Below are 25,210 nucleotides of genomic sequence, written 5' to 3'. Positions count from 1 at the left end.
AGGTTCAGCTCGCGTCGCCGCCCTCGTGGCCCGGGATCGATCGGAGCGCCGCCCACAGCTCGGCCCGGCCGGTCACGCCGAGCTTGGCGTAGATCCGCTGGAGATGGTTCTCCACCGTTCGTGCGGAGAGGTAGAGCCGCTCGGCGATGGCCCGGCTGGTCGCGCCGTGGGCGGCGAGCCGGGCCACCTGCCACTCCCGCTCGGTCAGCACCGGCGCCCCGGCGTGCAGCGCCGGCGTGCGGATCAGGTCGCAGCGGCCGAGCAGCCCGGCGAGGCGCTCCCGGGCGTCGCCGGCCGCCGCCGAGTGCTGCTGGCGCAGCCGGTGCAGGGCCTGGGCGGTGGCCTCGGCGGCGTACACGTGCAGCTCCAGCGCGACGTAGTCGTCGGCGACCGCGAGCAGATCCATGGCGGAGTCGGTCACCGCGGCCCGGGCGTGCCGGGCCAGCAGCGGCGGGAGCACGCCGTCGACCTGCTCAGAGAGCTCGGCGAGGCGCTGCGCGACAGTGCGCCGGCCGCCGTCGGAGCAGGTGGGCCCCACCGGCGCGCCGGCCTGATCCAGCCGGACCAGGTCATGCAGGACGTGCACCTCGTGCCCGGCGAAGCCGTCCGCGCGCAGCCGGTCCACCAGGTCGCTGAGCTGTTTGATCGCGCCCGGCAGGTCGCCCGACGCGGCGAGCACCGCACCCCGGGCCTGCTCCAGCCACGGGTAGAGCACCGCCATGCCCGGCGCGTGGGTGCGGTCCGCCTCGGCCATCGCCTCGGTGGCCTGCGCCGCGTCGCCGCGCAGCGCCGCCGCCTGCGCCCGTTCGGCCTGGGCCAGACCGGCGTAGACCCGACTGGTGGCCAGCACCGCGCAGGCGCCCAGCGACGTCCGCATCGCCCCGTCGCTCTGCCCGCGCAGGCGGGCCGCGTACGCCTGGAGGATGGCCAGGTATCCGGTGCCGAGCCGGAAGTCCCCCGCACCGGCGAGGTCGGCGAACTCGTCGGCGACGATCGCGTCGATGCCGACCAGGTCGCCGGTGAGCATGAGCCGGGTGCCGCGGGCCAACTCCAGGGCCAGTTGCAGGTACGGCATGTCGGTACGCCAGTTGGCCGCCGCGGAGTGCACCTGGGCGATCGCCGTACCGCTGCGGCTCAGCTGGCCCTGCGCGGCCTGGACGTACGCGATTGTGCTGCGGGCCAGCTCGCGGGCGGCGACGCTGGCCGCCGGCCGGTCCAACACCCGCCGGCTGAGCCGTACGGCGGTGGTCGTGTCCAGCCGGTGCAGTCGCATGATCGCCTCGAAGGCGTGCACCCGGGCCCGGTCGGCGGAATCGCTGAGCTGTTCGACACGGGACGCGATCTCCTCCACCGTGGACTCCTGGCTCAGCCCCCAGTAGCTGACCATCCCTCGCACGGTCAGCCACCGGCAGAGTCGCCGCTCGTCGCCGGGGTCGGGGGTCACCGCGTCCAGGACCTCGATCGCCTCCTCCGGCCGGTCCGCGAACATCAGGATGGTGGCCAGCAGTTCCGCGGCGTCCGAGCCGCCGTCGGCGTCCAGTGCGGCGCGGGCCAGCCGGGTCGCCAGCGGCACGTCGTAGCGGGTGAACGCCTGCACCGCGGCGTCCACCAGCAGGGCCGGGTCCTGCGCGGTGCCCGAGTCGAGCCGCCACACCGCCACCCGCAACAGGTCGTCGCGGCGGCGCTTGCCGACCCGCTCGAGCAGCTCCGCGAGGCTTGCCTGGAGCCGTCGGGTGCGACTGACCGGGCAGCGGCGGCGCATCACCTCGCCGTAGAGCGGGTGGGCCAGCCGAACGTTGGTCCGCCGGTCGTGCTGCACCACGCTGATCAGCCCACGTTCCTCGGCGATCTCGACGTCGGCCGGGTCGGCGGCCTGGTTGAGCAGGTGCAGGCCCAGGGGCTCGCCGAAGGCGACCAACTCGACGACCGCGCGGACGCCGTCGGTGAGCTGCCCGACCCGGGTGTCGATCAGGTCGGTCAGATTGGGCGCCAGCTCCAGCCGGCCGGTCCACTTCCAGATGCCGTAGGTGCGCTTGAGCTCCGCGCTGCCGTTGGCGGCGTGCACCAGCTCGCGCAGCAGCAGCGGGTTGCCGGCCGACAGCCGGCCGAGCCGGTCGGCGGAGCCGGCGTCGACCGGGCCGCCCAGGATCGCCGCCAGCAGCCCGGCGGTCTCCGCCGGTGGCATGGGGGTCAGCTCGACGTGCTCGACCAGGTCGTCGGTCCAGAGTGCGCGGATCGGCAGCGGGATCTGCTCGCCGTCGCGCAGGGTGCCGATCACTGTGGCGTTCTCCGCGCGGGCCACCAGGTGCACCAGTGCCGCGGAGGGCGGGTCGAGCAGGTGCGCGTCGTCGATGGCGAGCACGATCCGCCGGCCGGCGGCCTGCTGTTGCAGCACACTCAGCGCCCAGCGCAGGATGCCGGCGGGAGAGAGGCCCTGGGGCTGCTCGGCGGGCAGGACCTGCACCAGCCCGCCGAACGGCAGCGCGGCCGTGGTGGCACTGGCCGCGATGGACCAGATCGCGTACCGGTCGGTGGGCAGCGTGCTCAGGCCCTCGCGCAGCAGCCGGCTCTTGCCGATGCCCGCGCTGCCACTGAAGAAGAGCCCTCGACCGGCTTCCCCGGTCACTGCCGTCAGCAGGCGGTTGAGCTCATCGGTTCGGCCGACGAACTGCCATGGACTCATCCCGGCAGCATATCCATCGAAACCTGTCCGCGCCCGCACCGTCACGCACCGAAGTTGAGTAATCCCGCGATTACCCGTGAGTATTCGAAGTGTTCCGCCCGGTCACCGGGCCGCCCGTAGTCTTCCGGCAACCGGGTACCGTCACCGGAATTTCCACGCGACCGGACGCCCGGTCGCCTGCAATGGGAGGCCACCCGATGAAGCAGGGCCCTCTCCCCTCGGTCGACTCGTCCGGCGACATGGCCGGCCCGGCTGACCTGCCGCGTTGCGGCCCGTTACCCACCCGGGTCGGGGTGACCGGCCCCGCTCCGGACGAGCCGCTCGGCGTGGTCGCCGTCGGCCCCGCCGGCGCCGAGCGTCGGGGCGTGCTCGCCACCCTGCTCGGGCTCGACCCGGTCATGCTGACCGTGCCGGCCGGCAGTTGGCTGGTGGTGCGACACGCCAAGGCACCCACCCGGGCGGCGTACGTGCCGGGCTACCGCCAACCGCACTCCTACGGCGCGGACCGGGACGCCGCCGGCCCGGCGCTGGCCCGCCCGCCCCGGCGGGTCGAGCTGAGTGTGCCCGAGCCGCTGCTGCGGCACTTCACCCTGATCGACACGCCGGACACCGGCACGCTCGGCGTCGCCGGCGGCCGAGTGCTGCTCGACGCGGTCGGCCGGGCCGGCGCGCTGCTCTTCGTGATCGCCGCTGATCAGGCGTTCACCGCCGCGGAGCTGAACCTGCTCGCCGAGGTGGCCCCGACCCCGGTGAAGGTCGTCTTCGCGGTCACCCCCGGCGCGGCGGGCTGGGCCCCGCTGGCCGACGGCACGGCGACGACGGAGGACGCGGGGGCGTCCGTCCCGCCGGCACACGGCGTGCCGGGAAAGGTGGATCCGGTCGCGGTGACCGTGGCGGCGCACCGCGCGGCGCTGCTGGCCGCCGTGCCCTCGCTGGCCAGCTCGCGGTGGTTCCCGATCGACGACGCCGAGTCCGCCGCCGACCTGCGCCGGGCGCTGGTGGGCTGGGCGGCGCAGGAGGGGCTGCAGCGGGCCAGCGCCGACCCGCCGGTGCTGCCGGGCCAGCACGACCGGGTGTCCGTGGTGTCCGACCCGGGGGACTGGTCGGAGCAACTCGAACGGCAGACCCGCTCCTGCGCCCAGCGGATCCGCCAGCACCTCGCGCTGGAGTTGGCGAACGCCCACCTGCGGGTGGTGCAGGAAATCGTCTTCGGGGTCGGCTCCGCCGGCCTGCCGGAGTTGCTGGACCGGGAGATGGCGGCGTTGTCACTGTTGGCCACCGCGCAGTGCGACCACGCGGTGCGGGGCATCGTGGCGGACGCCGCGGCCCGGGTGCTCGGCGCGCCGCCGACCGAGGGCGTACGCCGCCGGATCGCCACCGCCGTGCAGTACGGCCTGACCGATCACCGGCCCGGCCGCGACCTGGACCGGGTGCTGCTGATCACCAGCACGGCCGGGGTGGCCTCGCTGACCGGCCCGGAGGCGATCGACGCGCTCGACGGCTATCCGAGGGCGTCGCGCGACGAGGTGCTCCCGCCGGTCGCCGTGGCGCTCTCCGGCGGGTGCTGGCAACAGTGGCGTACACCGGGCAACGACGACCACAACGCCGCCCGGGCGTGGTCCCAGCGGGCGTTGCGGGAGGTCGAGCTGGGGCTGTCCCGGGAGATCTCCCGACGGTTCGAGGTGATCCGTCTCTCGCTGGGCGCGGTGCTCTCCGATGCAGTCGATCACGGCATCCTGCTCGCCTGACGGCGTGGCCGCCCCCTGTTCCGGTCCCGTGCGGCACCTCGCGTCCGCTGGCGCCCGGGGCGAGGGCGGGGAGGCCGGTTTGGGTGATCCTCGCCGGGCCGGCGTTCCGGTTCCTCGGTTCCGGGAAACCGGTGGCACGATGGGGGGCATGGCGGCTCCGCAGGTTGCACCGGTCGAGACGCCGGACACTCACGAGGTGCCGGCGTCCGAGCGGCAGTGGGTGACGATCGTGTGGGATGACCCGGTCAACCTGATGACGTACGTGACCTGGGTCTTCCAGAAGCTTTTCGGCTACAGCCGGGAGAGGGCCGAGCAGCTCATGCTGGACGTGCACCACAAGGGCCGTGCCGTGGTCTCCACCGGCGCCCGGGAGCGGATGGAGCACGACGCGTCGCAGCTGCACGCGTATGGCCTGTGGGCGACGGTGGACCGCTCGTGAGCGCGAGGAGTGAGCCGCTTCTGCGAGCCCCGCGGCCGCGAACAGGGTGGGCATCGTGAGCATGTTCCGTCGCCAGGCCGGCCGTTACGTCGCCACCTTCGCCGTCGACGAGGTGCGCGTGCTGCGCAAGGTCGCCTCCGAGGTGGTCGGTCTGCTCACCGACGGCTTCGACCACACCGACCCGGTCGTCGGCCGGCTCTTCCCGGCGGTCTACCCCGAGGACGCGGCCGGCTCCGCCGAGTTCCGGCGCTACACCGAGGGCGACCTGAAGACCGCGAAGATCGATCAGGCGGGGGCCATCCTGGCCGCTCTGCCCGACGAGGCGGGCGGCGAGGTGCGGCTGGACGCCGAGGCGGCCGAGGCGTGGCTGCGGGCGCTGAACGACGCCCGGCTTGCGATGGGTGTCCGGCTGGAGATCAAGGACGGCACGGACCTGGGTGAGGAGCTGGACGACGCGGTCGCCGAGGACCCGGCCTCCAGCCGGGTGTTCCAGCTGTCGGTCTACGCGTACCTCGGATATCTACAGGAGTCGCTGCTCAACGCCTTGATCGATTAGGCGTGACCGGCACCACTTCAGGCCGGTACCCGGCAGGCGTTAGGCTGGTGCACGTGCTGAGCATCGACCGGTCGATCATCGACGCGATCGTCGCCCACGCGCGCCGGGACCACCCAGACGAGGCGTGCGGCGTGGTCGCCGGTCCCGTCGGCAGCGACACCCCGACCCGGCACATTCCGATGGACAACGCCGCGCGGTCGATGACGTTCTACGAGTTCGACTCGATGGAACAGCTGCGGGTGTGGCGGGAGATGGACGACCGGGACGAGGAGCCCGTGGTCATCTACCACTCGCACACCGCCACCGAGGCGTACCCCTCGCGGACCGACGTCTCCTTCGCCGGCGAGCCGGGCGCGCACTACCTGCTCGTATCGACTCGCGAGCCCGACTCGGAGGAGATCCGGTCGTTCCGGATCGTCGACGGCGTGGTGACCGAGGAGCCGGTTCGGATCGTGGAGGCCGGGGTCGACCCGCACGCCGTCCAGTCCTACATGTTCGGGCAGAGCCCGGCGACGGTCGACTACGAGTGTTCCGGCCGCTGATCCGTCAGCGTCCGCACCCGTTCCGTCCCGTCACCCTTGGCACACCCGAATGAGGAGCACGACATCATGGCCATCGAGGTTCGCATCCCCACCATCCTGCGCAGCTACACCGGCGGCGCCAAGGTCGTCGAAGGTTCCGGCGACACCCTGACCGACCTGCTCGCCGACCTGGACTCCCGGCACGCCGGGCTGCGGGGCCGGCTGGTCACCGAGGCCGGCACGCTGCACCGTTTCGTCAACGTCTACGTCAACGACGAGGACGTCCGCTTCCTCGGCGCGCTGGACGCCAAGCTCTCCGACGGCGACAGCATCACCATCCTGCCGGCCGTTGCCGGCGGCGCGTTCGGCTTCGCGGCGGCGGCGGCGATCAGCCAGCACAGTGCCGCGGCGGCCCGCCAGCAGAGCGCGACGGCGGTAACCCGCGACAGCCGTCGCGGTGCCGTCGCCGCCCGCTGAGGGCGGCCGCCATGGCGCGGTACGACAGCCTGCTCGACGCCTGCGGGGGCACACCGCTGGTCGGCCTGCCCCGGCTCTCCCCGACGGTGCCCGAGGGCGCCCCGCCGGTGCGGCTCTGGGCCAAGCTGGAGGACCGGAACCCGACCGGCAGCATCAAGGACCGGGCGGCGCTGTTCATGGTCCGCGCAGCCGAGGAGGCGGGCCGGCTCCGCACGGGTGACACCATCCTGGAACCGACCAGCGGCAACACCGGCATCTCGCTGGCCATGGTGGCCAAGCTGCGCGGCTACCGGCTGGTCTGCGTGATGCCCGAGAACGTCTCCACCGAGCGGGTCCAGCTGCTCCGGATGTACGGCGCCGAGATCATCTTTTCGCCGGCGGCGGGCGGCTCCAACCAGGCCGTCGCCACCGCCAAGCAGATCGCCGCCGAGCACCCGGACTGGGTGATGCTCTACCAGTACGGCAACGAGGCGAACGCCCGGGCGCACTACGAGACGACCGGGCCGGAGCTGCTGCACGACCTGCCCACCATCACGCACTTCGTGGCCGGCCTGGGCACTACCGGCACGCTGATGGGCACAGGGCGCTACCTGCGGGAGAAGGTCGACGGCATCCAGGTCGTGGCCGCCGAGCCGCGCTACGGCGAGGTGGTCTACGGCCTGCGCAACATCGACGAGGGGTACGTGCCGGAGCTGTACGACGCCTCGGTGCTCTCCCGGCGCTTCTCGGTCGGCACGCGGGACGCGGTGCTGCGTACCCGGCAGCTCGTCGACGTGGAGGGCATCTTCGCCGGCTTCTCCACCGGCGCGATCCTGCACGCCGCCCTCGCGGTGGCGCACGAGGCGGTCCGTGACGGCCGCCGCGCCGACGTGGCGTTCGTGGTGTGCGACGGCGGCTGGAAGTACCTGTCGACCGGCGCGTACGGCGGCACGCTGGCCGACGCGGAGGACGCCCTGGAGGGGCAGCTCTGGGCGTGATCGGTCTGGTCTTCGCGTACGGGCCGTCGATGGGCATGTCGACGGCCCGTACGCTGCCCGCCGCGCCGTGAGCGGGTGTCACGTTCGTGACAAGTTCCATCGGATGATTCTTGCCGCCGGGTACCCCAGCGTAGGCTGCGCAGCGTGGCGTACGCGTCGGTAGAGATCATGGCTGGGACGACGGCCGGCACGGTTGCTACTGACAGTGACAGCGAGACGACTCGATGCGACTGACTGTCCTGGGTTGCGCCGGCAGTTTTCCCGGCCCCGAATCGCCGTGTTCGGCCTACCTGGTCGAAGCCGACGGTTTCCGGCTGCTGGTGGACTTCGGCCCTGGTTCGCTGTCCAGCCTCCAGCGGTACGCGGGGCTGCACGCCCCGGACGCGATCCTCCTGACCCACCTGCACTGCGACCACATCCTCGACGCCGTGTCGTACGTGGTGGTCCGCCGGTACGCGCCGGACGGCCCCTACCCGGCGCTGCCGGTGTACGCGCCCTCCGGCGCACCGGACCGGCTCAGCGCCGCCTACGGCGACGACGGCACAGTGGAGGACGTCTACCAGTTCTACGCCCTCCAACCGGGCACCTTCCCGATCGGCCCGTTCACTGTCACCGTCGACCGGGTCAACCACCCCGTCGAGACGTACGGCGTGCGGCTGGAGCACGGCGGCCGGTCGCTCTGCTACTCCTCGGACACCGCGCCCTGCGACGCGCTGCTGCGGCTGGCCCAGAACGCCGACGTCCTGCTCTGTGAGGCCAGCTACCTCGACGGCGCGGACAATCCACCGGACCTGCACCTCACCGGCCGGGAAGCCGGCGAGGCGGCGACCAAGGCCGTGGTCGGCCGGTTGCTGCTCACCCACCTGGTGGCCGCCTGGGGCAGCGAGGCGCACACGCTGGAGTCGGCCGCCGCCGCGTACACCGGGCCGCTCGAGGTGGTCCGGGCCGGCGCCAGCTACGACGTCTGATCCCACCTCGCCCCGCGGCCGGCGGTATCCGGGCGGGGGCACCGCAGGGCAGGTGCGGCACCGCACCGCATAGGGTGCAGGCATGGCGCGACCTGACGGGCGAGGGCCCGATGAACTTCGACCGGTGACCCTGACCCGAGGCTGGAGCACTCATCCGGAGGGCTCGGTGCTCGTCGAGTTCGGCGGCACCCGGGTGCTCTGCACGGCGAGCGTCACCGAGGGCGTGCCCCGCTGGCGCAAGGGCTCCGGGCTCGGCTGGGTGACCGCCGAGTACGCGATGCTGCCCCGGGCCACAAACACCCGCTCCGACCGGGAGAGCGTCAAGGGTCGGGTCGGTGGCCGGACCCACGAGATCTCCCGGCTGATCGGCCGCAGCCTGCGCGCCTGCATCGACCTGAAGGCGCTCGGCGAGAACTCAGTGGTGCTCGACTGCGACGTGCTCCAGGCCGACGGCGGCACCCGGACCGCCGCGATCACCGGCGCGTACGTGGCACTGCACGACGCGGTGGGCTGGCTGGCCGCCCGCAAGTCGTTGGCCGGGAAGCCGGAGAACGTGATGCACCGTTCGGTGGCCGCCGTCAGCGTGGGGATCATCGCCGGCGAGGCGCGGCTCGACCTCTGCTACGAGGAGGACGTGGCCGCCGAGGTGGACATGAACGTGGTCTGCACGGGCGCCGGCGACTTCGTCGAGGTGCAGGGCACCGGTGAGGCGGGCGTGTTCGCCCGGGAGCAGCTCGACACCCTGCTCGACCTGGCCGTCGCCGGCTGCGCCGAGCTGGCCGAGGCCCAGCGGAAGGCACTGTCATGAACAAGGTCCTGCTCGCCACCCGCAACCGTAAGAAGCTGGTCGAACTTCAGCGGATCCTGGACGGCGCGCTCGGCGCGCACCGGATCGCCCTGCTCGGGCTGGACGACGTCGAGCAGTACCCGGAACTGCCGGAGACCGGCCTGACCTTCGGCGAGAACGCGTTGATCAAGGCGCGGGAGGGATGCCGGCGTACCGGGCTGCCGACCATCGCCGACGATTCCGGGATCGCGGTGGACGCGCTCAACGGAATGCCGGGGGTGTTCAGCGCCCGCTGGTCCGGGCAGCACGGCGACGACCAGGCCAACCTTCAGCTGGTCCTGGACCAGATCGCCGACGTGCCCGACGAGCACCGGGCAGCCTCGTTCGTCTGCACGGTGGCGCTGGTGCTGCCCGGTGGCAAGGAGCACCTGGTCGACGGCCGGCAGTCCGGGCGGGTGCTGCGTGCCCCGCGCGGCGAGGGCGGGTTCGGCTACGACCCGATCTTCCTGGGCGACGGGCAGGACCGCACCAACGCCGAGCTGACCCCGACCGAGAAGGACGCCGTCAGCCATCGCGGCAAGGCGCTGCGCGAGCTGGCCAAGCTGATCGCCAAGGTGCTGCCGCCCACCACCGTCTGACGCGTACGCCGTCCGCCGACGGGGCAATAGCCGAAGCGGCAGGGCGATAAGAGAACCAGGGCGTGCGACTCTTGGAAGAGTTTTCCGCACGCCCTGTTCGCTGGACTGTTTGGGGAGACCGGATGGCATGGGCGGGTACCCGCGCCGGTATCGCGGCGTTGGCCGGTGCGGTGGTGCTTGTGGTCACCGCCGGCTTCCTGGTCGTCTCGTCCGAGACGACACGCTCGGAGGGTGAGTCGGCGGGCCTGTGGTCAGCGCAGGCCCTCGCCCCCGTGCCGTATCTGAGCCCTTCCCGCGACAGCGAGAGCGGCTTCGTCCACCCTGGCGTGCTGGTGCAGAGCGATCAGCTCGACTTCGCGATCGGCAAGGTCAGGGCAGGCGAGGAGCCCTGGTATTCGGCGTGGCTCACCCTGCAACGTACCCGCTACGGGCAGTTGTCCTGGCAGGCGAGGCCGCTCGCCAGTGTGGACTGCGGCTTCTACTCGAGGCCCGACACGGGATGCACCCAGCAGACCGAGGACGCCGTTGCCGCGTACGCGCACGCGTTGCTGTGGTTCTTCACCCGCGATCGTCGCTACGCGGAGAAGTCCATCGAAATTATTGACGCCTGGTCGGGTGTGCTGAAGCGGCACACCAACACCAACGCCCCCTTGCAGGCAGGCTGGTCGGGTGCCTCGTTCGTGCGGGCGGCGGAGCTGATCAAGCACACGTACCCGGGGTGGCGACCTGACCGGCTCGCCCGTGCCGAGCGCATGTTCCGGGACATCTACCTGCCGCTGGTGATGGGTGGAATCAACCGCTACCGGGCGGGCAACTGGGAGCTGATCATGCTGGACGCGGCGGTCAGCATCGCGGTATTCCTCGACGATCGTGCCGTCTTCACGAGGGCGGTCGAGATGTGGCGGAAGCGGCTGCGGGCGTACGTCTATCTGACGACCGACGGCCCCGTCCCCAAAGCCCCTGCCGGCGAATCGTTCACCAGATCGCAGATCATCGAGTACTGGGGCGGGCAGACCAGGTTCGTGGACGGGCTCGCACAGGAGACCTGTCGCGATTTCCTGCACACCGGGTGGGGCCTCGCCGCGGCTGCGCACGTCGCGGAGACCGCTTGGATCCAGGGCCTGGATCTCTATGCCGAGGCGCGGCAGCGGCTCACCCGGGCGGTCGAGCTGCACGCGAAGTACGAGCTCGGCGAGCCGGTGCCGCCGTGGCTGTGCGGTGGCCGCCTCCAGACCGGGTTGGATCCGTTACCCGAGGTCGCCTACAACCACTATTCGACACGAATGGGGTTCACCCTGCCCAGGACCAGGGAGCTCCTCGAGGCCGACCGTCCTGCCGGCGCCAACTTCTTCTACGCGGCGGAAACCTTGACACACGCCGGGAATCCTCGCTGACAGCCTGACACCACTCGTCCATCGCGCAGGCGCGCTTCGATGCCTGCGCTCATCGTCGGTGCCTTGGGACCTTCGGCTGGTCGCCCCCGATCCGCTGGCCGCGGATCCTCCGGGAGATCGCGGCCGGCCCGACGCCGGACACCGGGCCACGGGCCCCGCCACGGGCGTCTACGCTACCGAAACACGGGCAACTTTCGGACCGCGGCCGCCCTTTCGGCCTCGCGTGCCGTGCGATTCGAAGGAACAGAAAAAATGGTCGAACTGGCCGCAGCGGACAAGCCGCTCGGCGGGCCCGCTCCCGGCACGGTCCGGGAGCCCTCGGAAGACCCCGTGCCCGCGAGCTCCGCCGGCCGGCTGGCGCGCTGGTCCATACCGGCCGTACCCGCCCTCGCCGCGATCCTCGTCGCGCTCTACGGTCTCGACCGCCGGCAGCTCTGGCGCGACGAGATCGCGACCTGGGTGGCGTCGACGAAGTCGCTACGGGGTCTGCAGGATCTGGTGGAGGGCACGGACGCCGTCATCGCGCCCTACTACCTCCTCATGCACGGCTGGATCGCGGTGTTTGGCGACTCCGAGGTGTCCCTCCGGATGCCGTCCCTGCTCGCGGTCGCTCTCGCCGCCGCGCTGACCGCAGCCATCGGCAGGAAGCTGTTCGGCCCGGCGACCGGCATGTTCGCCGGCCTGCTCGTCGCCGTCGTGCCGACCATCTCGCGGTACGCCCAGGAGGCGCGACCCTACGCGCTCGCCGCCGCCGCCACTGTGCTCGGGACCCTGCTGCTCCTGCGCGCGGCGGAGCGGCCGTCGTGGCTGCGGTGGCTCGCCTATGCCAGCGTCGTCACCGTGGCCGGATTGATGCACCTGGTCGCCCTGCTGCTGTTGCTCGCACATCTCGTGTACGTGGTGAGCCTTCGTGACACCAAGGTGACCGCGCGCTGGTTCGCCGCGGCGGCCACGGGCGTCCTCCCCGTCCTTCCCGTCGCCTGGGTCGGGCTCGACCAGGCCGGGCAGGTGGGGTGGATCCCGGAGGCCACCTGGGACAGCACCATCAACGAGATGGCACGGGTGACGGGCAGCATCCCCGTAGGCGCCATGATCCTCGGGCTGGCCGTCCTTGGTGCCTGCACGCTGGGACGCCGTGGGAGTCTGCTCGGCACCTGGGCGATCGCGCCGTTCTTCGTACTGCTTCTCATCTCGCCGGTGGCGGCGCTGCTCATCCACCGCTACGTGTTGTTCACCGTGCCGGCGTGGTGCCTGTTGGCGGTCGCGACGGTGGCCCGCCAAGCGGAGACACAGCGGAACATCGCGGCACCGAGGTGGAGGCAGCAGATGCTGCCGGCGATGCTGGTCCTGCTCTGTGCCGCCCTTGGACTTCCGGCACACGCGTCGAACCGGGAGATCGTCGCCTCGGGCGAGCCCGATCTGCGGGGAGCGGTCGCGGTGATCACGGCGGAGGCTGCCGCCAACGATGCGATCGCCTTCCACGCCAAGTATCCAACCCGGTTGCGGGATGGCGTGGACTACTACCTGGGCCGGGCCGGTAGGCGGAGTCTGCCGACCGTCTTCACGGCGTGGCCCGGCGGCGCCCCAGCCTTCCCACGGCACTGCAAGGGCGGGGCGGAATGCCTGCGCTCCGCGGAGCGGTTGTGGCTGATCAGCACGTCGACCGCTGATGATCAGCGTTCCGGCGTGCACCCGTCGCTGGAGAAGCCCCTCGGCGCACTCGAACCGGTCCGTGTGGTCAAGCTCACCGGTGTCACGCTGTCGTTGTGGCGCTCTGCCCCGGCCGCCTGACCAGGGACCGGAGCGCCGCCGAAGAAGCCGCTGACGAGGTCGGCGCGGGGTGCCCCCGAGGCGGTGACCTGAACCGCGGTCGCCCCGGCGTCCGACGTGCCGGAAACCCGCTGACCGGGGCGATCGCGGTCGTGATCCGCCCCGCATCAGCCTGTCCTGTGTGTGATCCGAGGTCGCGTATAGTGCCCCCGGACAGAAGCTGCGGGGAGGATCGGGACGTGGACAGCTACCTCGGGCATGCGCGGTCCGCGCCGCGACCGCTGGCCGCGTCCGGATGAGCGGCCCGGCGTCGCTGCGCGCCGAGCCGGACCCGACCCGCATCCCCGAACGGCGACGCCGCCTGGAGTTGCCGACGTGGTTCCTGGTCGCCACCGCGCTGGCTCTCATCGGCCTGAAGCCCCTGTTCGACATTCCCGGCAAGAAGACCGCGCAGGACACCGTCGACCTGGGCTTCGTGGCCAGCACGGCGGGTGCCGTGCTCATGGTCGCCGCCTTTGTCCTCGTCGTCGCGATGACCCGCAGGCTCCCGGGGAAGGTGACCCCCGCGCTGGTCGCGTTGCTGACCCTGGGCCTGCTCTCGGTGGTCAGTCTGCTCGCCGTTCCCGCCCGGGATGCGTTCATCGACCAGTTCGCGGTGACCGGCCTTCGGGACATCTTCGGTCCCTACGTCCCTCCGACCAGGGGAACTCTGACCCAGGCGGCGCAGCTGGCCGTCGGCTTCGCGCCGATCACCCTGATCGCGGTCATGTACGCCAAGCCGCAGTGGTTCACGATGGACCGGATCCGCTGGGTGCTGCAACTGGTGCTGCTCGGTGCCGTGGCGCACTCCGCGATCGCCTGGCTCCAGGTCGCCGGCGTCGTTGACTACACCTTCTTCTTCAAGCTGCCCGGCGGCAACATCGGTCGCGCCTCGGGTGGCTACTTCCACCCGGCGTCACTCGGCCGACTGCTGATCTTCGCGGTCTTCATCCTGTACGTCGCCGGCGACAGGATGCGACTCAAGCCGGCGTTCCGCTTCGGTCTCCTCGCGCTCATGGTCGGCACCACGGTGGTCACCACGCACCGGCTGACCATCCTCTGCGTGGGGATCATCGTCGCGGCCATGGAGTTGCGACGCCTTCCCGCGCTGTTGCGGTGGATCCGCCGGCTGCCCCTGCGGGTCACCGCCCCGGCCGGTCTGCTGCTGGTCGCGGGCCTGGTTGTCCTGCTGATTCGGTGGGGTCCGTTCCTGTGGGCCCGGGCCCGGTTCCTGGTCACCCAGATCGGCTCGCTCAACCCCGACTCCAAGGACTTCATGCGCGGCCGGGGCGAGATCTGGGTCGAGCTCTCCCAGGCGTGGCGGGACGCGCCGCTGGACGTCTGGCTCTTCGGGCTGGGCTACGAGCCGTGGAACAGCCACAGCGATCCGATCCGGGTGTTCGTGGTGTGGGGCCTGCTCGGCCTGGCATGCATGGCGGTGATCTGCACAGTCCTGTGGCGTACGACGAGCGAGTTGCTCACCTTCGAGGGGCAGTGGGCGCTGGTCGTGCTCTATTTCACCGCGGCCGTCTTCGCGGTGACCCAGAAGCCGACCTCCTATTCGTACTTCATGTGGCTGTTCCTGTTCTCGCACATCCTGGTTGTCGCGGTGTATCCACGCGAAGCTCTGACATCCGGCGCAGTCAGAAATGGTGACAATCCATGAATCCCCCCTTGTTCATTTCCTGGAAGCGTTATCAACGGCGTTCCGACGTCCTCGCCGAGGCGCTCGGCGCCGAGTTGGTGTGGCGTCCGCACCGGGCGACGTCGAAGGTGCTGCGCCCCTCCGACTACCTCGCGCACAGCCGCGAGGATCTGGCCCTGATCCGGTCCCGGCGGCCGTCCTTCGTCGTCGCGCAGGCCCAGCCGCACCTGTCCGCGCTGGCTCCGCACCGGGCCAAGGTTCCGTACGTCGTGGACGCGCATAACGGGCAGTTCCAGTCGTGGTGGCGCAAGGTGCCCGGCACCGAGCGGATCCTGCGCGGCGCGCGGCTCGTGCTGACCCACAACCGCGAAGCCGATGTCCTCGCCCGTGAGGCGTTCCCAGGTCTGCGGACCCTGGTCGTGCACGACCCGCTGCGGCCCATCGCGCCCGCCGCGCCGCGCGACTGGGTCTTCGTGGTGGCATCCGGGGCCGCCGACGAACCGATGGATGTGCTCTTCGACGCGATCGAGGAGGCCGCCGAGATCACCTTCGCCACGACCGCGCCCCTGCACCGCCTGCCCGAGCCGCTGCGTCAGCGCGCGGCGGCCCTGCCCAACCTGATCGGCCTGGGCTTCCTGGACCTCCCCGACTACGAGGCGGCGCTCGCCGGCGCCCGCGCCGTGGTCGTGCTGACCGACCGGGACGCCTGTCAGCCAAGTGGCGCGTGCGAGGCGTTGAGCGCCGGCAGGCCACTGGTGCTGTCCCGTACCAACACCACCACGAACCTCTTCGGCGGTTTCGCCACGCTGGTCGCCAACGAGTCCGCCGCGCTGGCCGCCGGGGTACGGGCGGCGGTCCGGCCGGACCCGACCGTCGCTGGACGGATCGCCGCGGTGCGGGAGGCGTGGGTCCGGCGCACCGCGCTCGAGCTGGAGCAGGTGCGGTCGGCCGTCGCGGCCGAGGTGGCCCGATGAGAGCCTCCCACCTCGTACGTCGCCGGGCCGCCGACCAATGACCCTGCTCGAGACCAGGTCCGCGCCTCATGGCCGATCACGCGGCCTCGCCCGTCGGCTGCGGCAACTTGGTCTGCTCGGGATCAGCCAGGTCGGGCTCACCCTGATCGCGTTCGTGACGCAGGTGCTGCTTGCCCGCAGCATGCCGCAGGCCCAGTTCGGCGCCTTCATGTCCGTCCTGTCACTGATGACCCTCGCCGGCCCGGTCGCGCTCTTCGGCATCGCCGAGTTCTGGTTGCAGCGGTTCGGACGTGAGGGACCGCGGGCGGTGCGTTGGGTGCGGCCGTCGATCGCGCTGGTGCTCGCCTGTTCCGCTCTCCAGATCGCGGTGATGGTGACCTGGGCCCTGCTGGACGGCGGCGACCAGACCCTCAGCGGCCTGCGGATCCTCCTGGCGCCGATCATCCTCGCGCAGGCCGGCATGGCGTTGTCGGTCTCGGTGCTCCAGTTGCGCGGCGCCTACGGCCCGCTGTCCGTGTTGCAACTCGTCCCGCACGCCGGACGGCTCCTCGTCGCGGTGCTCACCGTGCTCGCCGGTCTCTCGGCGCTGGCCGCGGCGACCGGGTACGGCCTCGTCGCCGCGGTGACGGTCGTGCTCAGCGCAGTGGTGATCGCGCCGTTCGCTCGCGGACGTGGGCCGTTGGAGGGCTACCCGCCGGGCGACATGCGACCGGGGCGTCCGCCCCGGCTGCGCCACCTGCTCGGCGGTGCCGCGCCCTTCATGCTCGGCAGTCTCTTCTACCTGCTCGGCATGAACCTGGGCGTCGTGGTCAGCGCCGAGTTCCTCAGTGCCCGGGCCGCCGCGGTCTTCGCCGTGCCGATGACGCTGCTGACGGCGATCTACCTGCTGCCCCGTGTGGTCTACCAGCAGTACTTCCTGGCGAAGCTGCACCGGTGGTCACGCTCCGACCGGGAGGCCGTCCTCGTCGCCTACCGCGCCGGCACGGTGGGGATGATCGCGCTCGGTCTGCTGATCGGTGTCATCGTCGCCGTCGGCGGCCGGTACGCCATCCCGCTGCTCTTCGGCGCCGCGTACCGCGATTCCGTCCCGGTGATGGCGCTGCTCGCGCTCGCGATCCCGCTCCGCTTCGGCTCGGCGAGTGTCGCGTCCCTGCTGACCAGCGGTGGGCTGCTCCGCAAGAAGGTTCTCTACCAGGGCCTGGGCTCGGTCGTCTTCCTCGGCACGCTGGCTCTTGCGATCCCGCCGTTCGGCGTGGTCGGCGCGGCCCTGGCCACGGTGCTGTCGGAGGCGATCCTCCTCGTCCTGTTCTGGTCGTCCGTGAAGCGCAACGTGGTGGCGGGAGCTCCGCTCCCGTCCTGGGCCGAGATTCGTCGGCGTCTGACGAAGGGATGACACGGTGAGTGTGGACCGACGGTCGGGCGCAGCCCGCCGGCCCCTGGTGGTGGGGTACTACGGCATGCAGAACGTGGGAGACAACGCCTTCTGCGTCATCGTCGACTGGGCCCTGGCCCGCTACTGGGGAACGGAGGCGCCGACGTTCGCCGCGCCACCGCTGGTGGACCTGCCGGCGGACCGTGCCGGGATGAGCCAGGCCCTCTTCGAGTCGCTCGACCCGGTACGCCGGGCCGGGAAGCTGCTCAACAAGGCCAGCCTGCTCGGCGGCGCGACCATGCTGCTCTTCGGCGGCGGCTCGGTGTTCCGCGACATGGGGCCGTTCAGTGAGAAGAAGGTCTTCGCCGCCTGGTCGAGGGTCTCCAAGCGTCCCATCGCGGCGGTCGGGGTGTCCGTCGGGCCGTTCGTCTCGTCGGCTGCTCAGCAGCGGCTCGCCGAGGTGTTCCGGCATGTCGACTATGTCGGGGTGCGCGACACCGCGTCCGTCGACCGGCTCCGCGACATCGGCTATCCGGGCCTGGTCGTTCCCGCCGGCGACCTCGCCGGCCTCCTGCCCGAGGCGCTCGGCGACGTCGCGCCCGCACCGGTGCCGAGGGTGCCGGGCCGGGCTCGGCTCGGCGTGACGCTGCTCGGGTCCGACACCGACCTTCCCGAGCCGGAGCAGCGGCGGCGGGAGCAGGCACTGATCTCGGGCATCCGCTCGTTCGTCGATGCCGAGCCCGTCGACGTGACGATCTTCGTCTTCAACACCCACCCGGTCCGCGGCGACGTCGGGCCCAGCGAGCGGCTCCGGGCCGCCCTGGGAGGGCGCTGCGACGTGCGTACCGTCACCGCCGACGACGGCGTTCGGGCGGTCTGGAGCGAGATGCGGACGTGCGACATCGGCCTGCACATGCGGATGCACGGCGGCATCTTCTCCTACGTCGCGTATGTTCCGTTCGCCCTCGTGCCGTACCACCGCAAGTGCGCGGACTTCCTGGACGAGATCGGCCAGCCGGCCACCCGGCGGCTGCCGGCGCAGCCGGAGGAGCCGGCGGAGGTCCACAAGGTCCTCGCCAACCTTCTCGCCAGCGGCGAACGGCCCCGGCTGGACCTGACGGAGTTCGCCCACCGGGCCCGGCTGAACTTCACCCGAGCCCCCTGGGCCATCTCCGGCTGAACGCTGTGGCCGGCAGGGCCGACCGAGGTGCTGCCGTCCGCCGCCTGACCCGCGGCGGATGGCAGCTACCCCGGGAGCTCAGGCCAGCGGCCCGATCTCGCGCTCGATGGCGGTACGCAGGTCGCGGTCGGACACCGTGCGGCGGGCCGCCTCCATCGCCGGGGCGAGGAAGATGTCCGGGCCGGGCTCGCCGGCGAACGCCCGTACCGCCTCCACCGCGGCCCGGCCGGCCGGCGACGGCACCAGCGGTGCGCGCAGCTGAAGGCCGCGTACCGCCGCCAGCAGCTCGACCGCGAGCACGCTGGACAGGTTGTCCAGCACGGTGCGCAGCTTCTTGGCCGCCGCCCAGCCCATCGAGACGTGGTCCTCCTGCATCCCGCTGGTGGGCAGGGAGTCCACCGAGGCGGGCGCGGCCAGCCGGCGGTTCTCCGCGACGATCCCGGCCGCCGTGTACTGGGCGATCATCAGACCGGAGTTGACCCCGGCGTCGGGGGAGAGGAACGCCGGCAGCTCCCGGTTGCGAGCCACGTCCAGCAGCCGGTCCACCCGCCGCTCGGCGATCGCCCCCACCTCGGCGGCGGCGATGGCCAGGAAGTCGGCGGCGAAGCCGAGTGGAGCCCCGTGGAAGTTCCCGGTCGACTCGACCCGACCGTCCGGCAGCACCACCGGGTTGTCCACCACCGAGACCAGCTCGCGGTCCGCCACCGTCCGCGCGAACTCCAGCGTGTCCCGGGCCGCACCGGCCACCTGCGGCGCGCAGCGCATCGAGTACGCGTCCTGCACGGCGTGGGCCAGGTCGTCCCGGTGCGAGTCCATCACCCGGGAGTCCTGGAGCAGCCGGTGGATGTTCGCCGCCGAGGCCGCCTGCCCGGGGTGCGGACGGATGGCGTGCAGCTCGGGCAGGAAGGGCCGCTCGGAGCCGAGCATCGCCTCGATGCCCAGCGCTGCCGTGACGTCGGCCATGGTGAACAGGTGCGCGGCGTCGTGGATGGCCATCAGCAGCATGCCGAGCATGCCGTCGGTGCCGTTGATCAGTGCCAGCCCCTCCTTGGCGGCCAGCTCGATCGGCTTGAGCCCGGCGGCGGTCAGCACGTCGGCCGCGTCCTGCCGCTCGCCGGTCGGACCGAGCACCCAACCCTCGCCGAGCAGCACGAGCGCGCAGTGCGCCAGCGGCGCCAGGTCGCCGGAGGCTCCCAGCGAGCCGTGCTCCGGTACCCAGGGGGTGATGTCGTGGTTGAGCAGGTCGAGCAGCGCCTCGGCGACCAGCGGGCGGACCCCGGAGTGGCCGAGCGCGAGCGAGCGGACCCGGAGCAGCATCATCGCCCGCACCACCTCGCGCGGCATCGGCGCGCCCACCCCGGCGGCGTGCGAGCGGATCAGCGCGTGCTGGAGTTCCGCCCGGCGCTCCGGGGCGACGAACGTGTTGGCGAGCGCCCCGAACCCGGTCGAGACCCCGTAGACGGGGCGGCCGGACGACTCGATGCCGTCCACGATGGCCCGGCTGGTCGCCATCGCGTCGATGGTGGCCGGGTCGAGGACGACCTTGGCGGTGCCGCGGGCCACCGCGAGCACGTCGGCGGGGGAGACCCCGGTGGGCTGGATGGTCACGGTCGTCATTGCAGAACTCCGTTGAGCAGGACCTGGCGGATCAGTGGAACACCGGGCCGGTAGGCCAGGTGCAGGTACGACGGCGCTTCGAGCACGACCAGGTCGGCTCGGGCGCCGGGGGTGAGCACGCCGATGTCGTCGCGGCGCAGCGCCCGCGCGCCGCCCAGCGTCGCGGCCCGGACCGCCTCCGCCGGGGTCATCCGCATCTCGCGGACCGCGAGGGCCACGCAGAACGGCATCGACGAGGTGTACGACGAGCCGGGATTGCAGTCGGTGGCGAGGGCGACTGTGACGCCCGCGTCGAGCAGGCGGCGGGCGTCCGGGTACGGCGAGCGGGTGGAGAACTCGGCGCCGGGCAGCAGTGTCGCCACCGTGCGGGTCCCCGACCCGTCGGTGTGGGCCGTGCCGGCCAGCGCGGCCACGTCGGCATCGCTGAGGTGGGTGCAGTGGTCGACGCTGGCCGCGTCCAGCTCCACGCCGAGCAGCACCCCCGGGCCGGAGCCGAGCTGGTTGGCGTGCAACCGCACGCCCAGCCCGGCGGCCTGCCCGCAGGCCAGGATGGCCCGGGCGTGGTCGACGTCGAAGGCGCCCCGCTCGCAGAACACGTCGATCCACTTCGCGTGCGGTGCGGCGGCGGCCAGCATCGGCCCGCAGACCAGTCCGACGTAGTCGTCGGGGCGGTCGGCGTACTCGGCGGGCACCACGTGCGCGCCGAGGAAGGTGGTCTCGGCGCTGGTCTCGGCGGCGATCCGCAGCGAGCGGGCCTCGTCGGCGACGGTCAGGCCGTACCCACTCTTGATTTCCATGGTGGTGGTGCCCTGCCGCAGCGCCTCCCCGCGCAGCCGGCGCACTGTGGCGCGCAGCTCGTCGTCGGAGGCTGCCCGGGTCGCTCCCACCGTGGTCCGGATGCCGCCCCCGGTGTACGGCTCGCCGGCCATCCGGGCGGCGAACTCGGCGGCCCGGTCCCCGGCGAAGACGAGGTGTGCGTGGCTGTCCACGAATCCGGGCAGCACAGCGGCCCCACCGGCGTCGACCCGCCGGTCGGCGGCCGGCGCGTACGCCGCCGGCCCGACCCAGGCCACCCGGCCCTCCTCGATGAGCACGGCCGCGTTGCGGCGGATGCCCAGCGGGCCCTCACCGGCGCCGTTGGTGATCAGCTCCCCGATGTTGTCCACCAGCAGGCTGCTCATGTGGGTGTCACCGCCTCGATCGAGGCCGACAGTTCGGCCGGCACGTCCACGGTCAGGTGCCGGCCCTCGGCCACCACCACCCGGCCGTCCACCACGACCTGTACGACGTCCGTCGCCCCGGCCGCGAAGAACGCGCCCACCGGCGGCACCCCGGCGGTGCGGGCGCTGTCCAGCCGTACCGTGACCAGGTCGGCGCGCGCGCCGCGAGCGATCCGTCCGGCGTCGGCCCAGCCCAGCGCGGTGTGCCCGGCGGAGGTGGCGGCGATCAGCAGCTCGGCCGGGGTGAAGTGGCCGCGGCGTCGGGTGCGCAGCCGCTCGTCCAACTCCACCGCCCGGGCCTCCTCGAAGAGGTCGATCACCGCGTGGCTGTCGCTGCCCAGGCTCAACCGGATCCCCGCCTCGGCCATCCGCCGGGCCGGGCCGATCCCGTCGGCGAGGTCCCGTTCGGTGGTCGGGCACAGGCACACCCCGGTCCGGCTCTCCCCGAGCAGCGCCAGGTCACCGGTGGTCGGGTGGGTGGCGTGCACGGCAGTGGTGTCCGGCCCGAGCACGCCGTGCTCGGCGAGCAGCGCGGTCGGCGTCCGCCCGTGCACGGCCCGGCACTCGTCGTTCTCGGCGGGCTGCTCGGAGAGGTGCACGTGCAGCGGCACCCGCCGGTACCGCGCCCAGTCGGCCACAGTGCCGAGCTGGTCGGCGGGGACCGCCCGCACCGAGTGCACGGCCGCGCCGACCCGGGCGTGCCCGTCCGTCGGCTGGAACGCGGACGCCCGCTCGGCCCACCGGGCCGCGTCGCCGTCGCCGAAGCGTCGCTGCGGCCCGGCCAGGGGTCGACCGTCCACGCCGGCGGTCAGGTAGCAGGTGTCCAGCAGGGTGAGCCGGATACCGGCGTGCGCGGCGGCCTCGACCAGCGCCTCGCCCATCGCGTTCGGGTCGTCGTACGCGCCGCCGTCGGGCCGGTGGTGCAGGTAGTGGAACTCACCGACGCAGGTGACTCCCGCGAGGGCCATCTCGGCGTAGACCGCCCGGGCCAGGGCGAGGTAGGTGTCCGGGTCCAGGCGGTCCGCGACGGCGTACATCCGGTCCCGCCAGCTCCAGAAGTCCCCCCGGCCACCGTGGGTACGCCCGCGCAGCGCCCGGTGGAACGCGTGCGAGTGCACGTTGGCCAGGCCGGGCAGGGTCAGCCCGGGCAGCGGCACGGCGTCGGCGAACACCTCGACCCCGGCGGGCGGCCGACTGCCCGCGGTCAGCGGCGTCACGGCGGTGATCCGCTCACCGTCGGTCTCGATCAGCACGTCCGGCGTGGGCTCGGCGTACTCGGGCAGCCAGGCGTACTCGGCGAGCCAACGGGTCACCGGCATGTCAGCTCCTCCAGGACCCGGGCCAGCGCCCGTACGCCGGCGGCGCAGTCGGCGTCGGTGGCCGCCTCGGCGGGGGAGTGCGACACCCCGGTCGGGTTGCGCACGAAGAGCATCGCGGTGGGCAGGTGCCCGGCCAGCACCCCGGCGTCGTGCCCGGCGCCGGTGGGCAGCACCGGCGCCGCGAGCAGCGTGGCCAGCCGGCCGGCCAGCCCACCGTCGAAGGCGACCAGTGGAGTCGTCGACTCCTCGGTCACCGTCACCTCCGTACCGTCGCGGCGGGCCCGCTCGGCGAGCTTGCCCCGTACCGCGTCGACCAGCCCGGTCAGCGTCTCCGGGTCGGCGGCCCGGGCGTCCAGCCAGCCGGTCACCTTCGACGGGATGGCGTTTGTGGCGTTCGGTTCGACGGCGACCCGACCCACTGTGGCGTGCGCGCCGCGCAGCCGGGCCTCCTTGTTGGCCGCCAGCACCGTGAACGCGTAGGTGAGCATCGGGTCGCGACGGTCGGCCATCCGGGTCGTACCGGCGTGGTTGCCCTCGCCGAGGACGTCGAAGCGCCACCGGCCGTGCGGCCAGATCGCGCTGGCCACGGCGACCGGCTCGTCCGCCTCGACCAGCGCGCGGCCCTGCTCGACGTGCAGCTCCACGAAGGCGCCGAACCGGCCCAGCAGGTCCGGGCGGGCGCCCGCCGGCTGGTCGCCGAGCGCCTCGGCGAAGCTCACCCCGGCCGCGTCGCGCAGGCCGGCCGCGCGTTCGGCCGGCAGCGCCCCGGTGAGCAGCCGCGACCCCAGGCACGGTACGCCGAAGCGGGCGCCCTCCTCCTCGACGAACGCGGCCAGCACCAGGGGGCGGCCCGGGGTGACGCCGGCGGCCCGCAGCTCGTCCACGGCGAGGAACGCGCTGACGATGCCGAGCGGCCCGTCGTACGCCCCGCCGTGCGGCACCGAGTCGAAGTGGCTGCCGGTCAGCACCGCGTCCCCGGCCTCCGGGTCACCCCAGTGGGCGAACAGGTTGCCGTTGCCGTCCTCGGTGACCGGCAGGCCGCGCCGGTCGGCCTGGGACCGGAACCAGCCGCGCAGCTCCAGCTCGGGCTCGGTCAACGCGTAGCGCAGGTAGCCGCCGCTGCCGGCGTCCCGCCCGACCGGGGCGATCTCGTCCCACAGCGCCCGAAACCTGTTAGGAAGGGACCCTTCTACAACAGAATCCGATAACAAGGGGCCCTTCCTTACTGCTCGGTCATGGGGACGCGGACGCCGGTGCGGTCGGCGACCTCGCGGGCGATGTCGTAGCCGGCGTCGACGTGCCGGATGACGCCCATCGCCGGGTCGTTGGTGAGCACCCGCTCGATCTTCTGCCCGGCCAGCGGGGTGCCGTCGGCCACGCAGACCTGCCCGGCGTGGATCGACCGGCCGATGCCCACGCCGCCACCGTGGTGGATGGACACCCAGGACGCGCCGCTGGCCGTGTTGACCAGCGCGTTGAGCAGCGGCCAGTCGGCGATCGCGTCGGAGCCGTCGGCCATCGCCTCGGTCTCCCGGTACGGGCTGGCGACGCTGCCGGCGTCCAGGTGGTCCCGGCCGATGACGACCGGGGCGGAAAGTTCTCCGGAGGCGACCATCTCGTTGAACCGCACGCCCGCCTTGTCCCGTTCGCCGTAGCCGAGCCAGCAGATCCGGGCCGGCAGCCCCTGGAAGGCGACCCGCTCGCCGGCCAGCCGGATCCACCGGGCCAGCGACTCGTTCTCCGGGAACAACTCCAGGATGGCCCGGTCGGTGGCGGCGATGTCCTTCGGGTCGCCGGAGAGCGCCGCCCACCGGAACGGGCCCTTGCCCTCGGAGAACAGCGGCCGGATGTACGCCGGCACGAAGCCGGGAAAGTCGAACGCGCGCTGGTAGCCGGCGAGCTGCGCCTCGCCACGGATCGAGTTGCCGTAGTCGAAGACCTCGGCGCCCGCGTCGAGGAAACCGACCATCGCCGCCACGTGCCGCGCCATGGACGCCCGGGCCCGATCGGTGAACTCGGCCGGCTTCGCCGCCGCGTACTCCCGGGCGTCGGCCAGCTCCACCCCCACCGGCAGGTACGACAGCGGGTCGTGCGCACTGGTCTGGTCGGTCACGATGTCGATCTCCACGCCCCGCACCAGCAGCTCGGGGAAGACCACCGCCGCGTTGCCGACCACACCGACGGAGAGCGCCCGCCGGTCCCGCTTGGCGGCCAGCACCCGCTGCACCGCGTCGTCCAGCGAGTCGGCCACCTCGTCCAGGTAGCGGTCGTGCACGCGGCGGTCGAGGCGGGTCCGGTCCACGTCCACGATCAGGCAGACGCCGCCGTTCATGGTGACCGCGAGCGGCTGCGCGCCGCCCATCCCGCCGCAGCCGGCGGTCAGCGTCAGCGTGCCGGCGAGGGTGCCGCCGAACCGCTTCGCGGCGACCGCCGAGAACGTCTCGTAGGTGCCCTGGAGGATGCCCTGGGTGCCGATGTAGATCCACGAACCGGCGGTCATCTGCCCGTACATCGTCAGGCCGAGGTGCTCCAGCCGGCGGAACTCCGGCCAGGTCGCCCAGTCGCCGACCAGGTTGGAATTGGCCAGCAGCACCCGGGGCGCCCATTCGTGGGTGCGCAGCACGCCGACCGGTCGGCCGGACTGCACCAGCATCGTCTCGTCCTCGCGCAGGTCGGTCAGGGTGCGGACCAACGCGTGGTACGACGGCCAGTCCCGCGCCGCCTTGCCGGTGCCGCCGTAGACGACCAGGTCGTCGGGGCGTTCGGCCACCTCGGGGTCGAGGTTGTTCATGAGCATCCGCAGGGCGGCCTCCTGCGGCCAACCGCGGGCGGTGAGCTCGCTGCCCCGTGCGGCACGGACGTGCTGGGTCATCTCGGGTCTCCTCC

Annotated in this window: 21 protein-coding genes; 15 read left to right on the top strand and 6 right to left on the bottom strand. The window is 72.5% G+C overall.

The window, feature by feature from the left end:
* Positions 1-4 precede the first annotated feature (4 nt).
* Positions 5-2,683, bottom strand: a complete 2,679-nt coding sequence (locus GA0070607_RS07055) for a LuxR C-terminal-related transcriptional regulator (protein ID WP_089017457.1) — start codon at positions 2,681-2,683, stop codon at positions 5-7.
* A gap of 197 nt (positions 2,684-2,880) precedes the next feature.
* Here GA0070607_RS07055 and GA0070607_RS07050 point away from each other — a divergent pair, with 197 nt between their 5' ends.
* The 15 genes from GA0070607_RS07050 to GA0070607_RS06980 all read left to right on the top strand — a co-directional run bounded on the left by GA0070607_RS07050 (position 2,881) and on the right by GA0070607_RS06980 (position 18,168).
* Positions 2,881-4,431 (top strand): P-loop NTPase family protein, encoded by a 1,551-nt coding sequence (locus GA0070607_RS07050; protein ID WP_089017456.1) that lies wholly within the window; start codon positions 2,881-2,883, stop codon positions 4,429-4,431.
* Between the two features lie 148 nt (positions 4,432-4,579).
* The gene (gene clpS / locus GA0070607_RS07045; protein WP_074319200.1) at positions 4,580-4,870 is read left to right on the top strand and encodes an ATP-dependent Clp protease adapter ClpS; all 291 of its coding nucleotides are present in this window, start codon (positions 4,580-4,582) and stop codon (positions 4,868-4,870) included.
* Between the two features lie 61 nt (positions 4,871-4,931).
* Positions 4,932-5,426 (top strand): DUF2017 domain-containing protein, encoded by a 495-nt coding sequence (locus GA0070607_RS07040; protein WP_172899170.1) that lies wholly within the window; start codon positions 4,932-4,934, stop codon positions 5,424-5,426.
* A 53-nt stretch (positions 5,427-5,479) separates the two neighbouring features.
* A complete protein-coding gene (locus GA0070607_RS07035) occupies positions 5,480-5,968 on the top strand; it encodes a Mov34/MPN/PAD-1 family protein (protein ID WP_089021701.1) in 489 nt (162 codons plus the stop codon).
* 66 nt (positions 5,969-6,034) lie between these two features.
* Positions 6,035-6,424, top strand: a complete 390-nt coding sequence (locus GA0070607_RS07030; protein WP_089017455.1) for a MoaD/ThiS family protein — start codon at positions 6,035-6,037, stop codon at positions 6,422-6,424.
* Between the two features lie 11 nt (positions 6,425-6,435).
* Positions 6,436-7,401: a PLP-dependent cysteine synthase family protein gene (locus GA0070607_RS07025; RefSeq protein ID WP_089017454.1), complete on the top strand. Its 966-nt coding sequence runs from the start codon at positions 6,436-6,438 to the stop codon at positions 7,399-7,401.
* Between the two features lie 224 nt (positions 7,402-7,625).
* Positions 7,626-8,369: an MBL fold metallo-hydrolase gene (locus tag GA0070607_RS07020; protein ID WP_089017453.1), complete on the top strand. Its 744-nt coding sequence runs from the start codon at positions 7,626-7,628 to the stop codon at positions 8,367-8,369.
* 82 nt (positions 8,370-8,451) lie between these two features.
* Positions 8,452-9,177 carry a ribonuclease PH gene (gene rph, locus GA0070607_RS07015; protein ID WP_089017452.1) on the top strand — a complete coding sequence of 242 codons (726 nt, stop codon included), beginning with the start codon at positions 8,452-8,454 and terminating at the stop codon, positions 9,175-9,177.
* Positions 9,174-9,794, top strand: a complete 621-nt coding sequence (rdgB, locus tag GA0070607_RS07010; protein ID WP_089017451.1) for an RdgB/HAM1 family non-canonical purine NTP pyrophosphatase — start codon at positions 9,174-9,176, stop codon at positions 9,792-9,794. The genes rph and rdgB overlap by 4 nt, the downstream gene beginning before the upstream one ends.
* Positions 9,795-9,973: 179 nt before the next feature.
* The gene (locus GA0070607_RS07005; RefSeq protein ID WP_197701241.1) at positions 9,974-11,188 is read left to right on the top strand and encodes an alginate lyase family protein; all 1,215 of its coding nucleotides are present in this window, start codon (positions 9,974-9,976) and stop codon (positions 11,186-11,188) included.
* A 252-nt stretch (positions 11,189-11,440) separates the two neighbouring features.
* Positions 11,441-12,979 (top strand): glycosyltransferase family 39 protein, encoded by a 1,539-nt coding sequence (locus GA0070607_RS07000; RefSeq protein WP_172898998.1) that lies wholly within the window; start codon positions 11,441-11,443, stop codon positions 12,977-12,979.
* A gap of 274 nt (positions 12,980-13,253) precedes the next feature.
* Positions 13,254-14,663, top strand: coding sequence for a hypothetical protein (locus GA0070607_RS06995; RefSeq protein WP_089017448.1), 1,410 nt, complete (start codon positions 13,254-13,256; stop codon positions 14,661-14,663).
* Positions 14,660-15,616, top strand: coding sequence for a glycosyltransferase family protein (locus GA0070607_RS06990; RefSeq protein ID WP_157743097.1), 957 nt, complete (start codon positions 14,660-14,662; stop codon positions 15,614-15,616). The genes GA0070607_RS06995 and GA0070607_RS06990 overlap by 4 nt, the downstream gene beginning before the upstream one ends.
* Before the next feature lie 37 nt (positions 15,617-15,653).
* Positions 15,654-17,009, top strand: coding sequence for an oligosaccharide flippase family protein (locus GA0070607_RS06985; RefSeq protein ID WP_089017446.1), 1,356 nt, complete (start codon positions 15,654-15,656; stop codon positions 17,007-17,009).
* Between the two features lie 4 nt (positions 17,010-17,013).
* On the top strand, positions 17,014-18,168 hold the full coding sequence (locus GA0070607_RS06980; RefSeq protein WP_157743096.1) for a polysaccharide pyruvyl transferase family protein: 1,155 nt from the start codon (positions 17,014-17,016) through the stop codon (positions 18,166-18,168).
* 78 nt (positions 18,169-18,246) lie between these two features.
* On the opposite strand, the gene hutH is transcribed toward GA0070607_RS06980, so the two are convergent.
* From hutH to hutU, 5 genes are read right to left on the bottom strand one after another with little or no spacing between them, the layout of a single operon-like run.
* Complete coding sequence (gene hutH / locus GA0070607_RS06975) at positions 18,247-19,785, bottom strand: histidine ammonia-lyase (protein ID WP_089017444.1); 1,539 nt, start codon at positions 19,783-19,785, stop codon at positions 18,247-18,249.
* Positions 19,782-20,966: an imidazolonepropionase gene (gene hutI, locus GA0070607_RS06970; protein ID WP_089017443.1), complete on the bottom strand. Its 1,185-nt coding sequence runs from the start codon at positions 20,964-20,966 to the stop codon at positions 19,782-19,784. Before hutI ends, hutH begins: the two co-directional genes overlap by 4 nt.
* Positions 20,963-22,318 (bottom strand): formimidoylglutamate deiminase, encoded by a 1,356-nt coding sequence (locus GA0070607_RS06965; protein ID WP_172899169.1) that lies wholly within the window; start codon positions 22,316-22,318, stop codon positions 20,963-20,965. The genes hutI and GA0070607_RS06965 overlap by 4 nt, the downstream gene beginning before the upstream one ends.
* Positions 22,315-23,535: an allantoate amidohydrolase gene (locus tag GA0070607_RS06960; RefSeq protein ID WP_089017441.1), complete on the bottom strand. Its 1,221-nt coding sequence runs from the start codon at positions 23,533-23,535 to the stop codon at positions 22,315-22,317. The genes GA0070607_RS06965 and GA0070607_RS06960 overlap by 4 nt, the downstream gene beginning before the upstream one ends.
* Positions 23,536-23,546: 11 nt before the next feature.
* The gene (gene hutU / locus GA0070607_RS06955) at positions 23,547-25,196 is read right to left on the bottom strand and encodes a urocanate hydratase (protein ID WP_089017440.1); all 1,650 of its coding nucleotides are present in this window, start codon (positions 25,194-25,196) and stop codon (positions 23,547-23,549) included.
* Positions 25,197-25,210: the final 14 nt, after the last annotated feature.

The sequence above is a fragment of the Micromonospora coriariae genome (genome assembly GCF_900091455.1).
Lineage (GTDB): Bacteria > Actinomycetota > Actinomycetes > Mycobacteriales > Micromonosporaceae > Micromonospora > Micromonospora coriariae.
The sequence above is the reverse complement of the archived record's forward strand: the minus strand, read 5'-3'. Positions and strand labels throughout refer to the sequence as shown.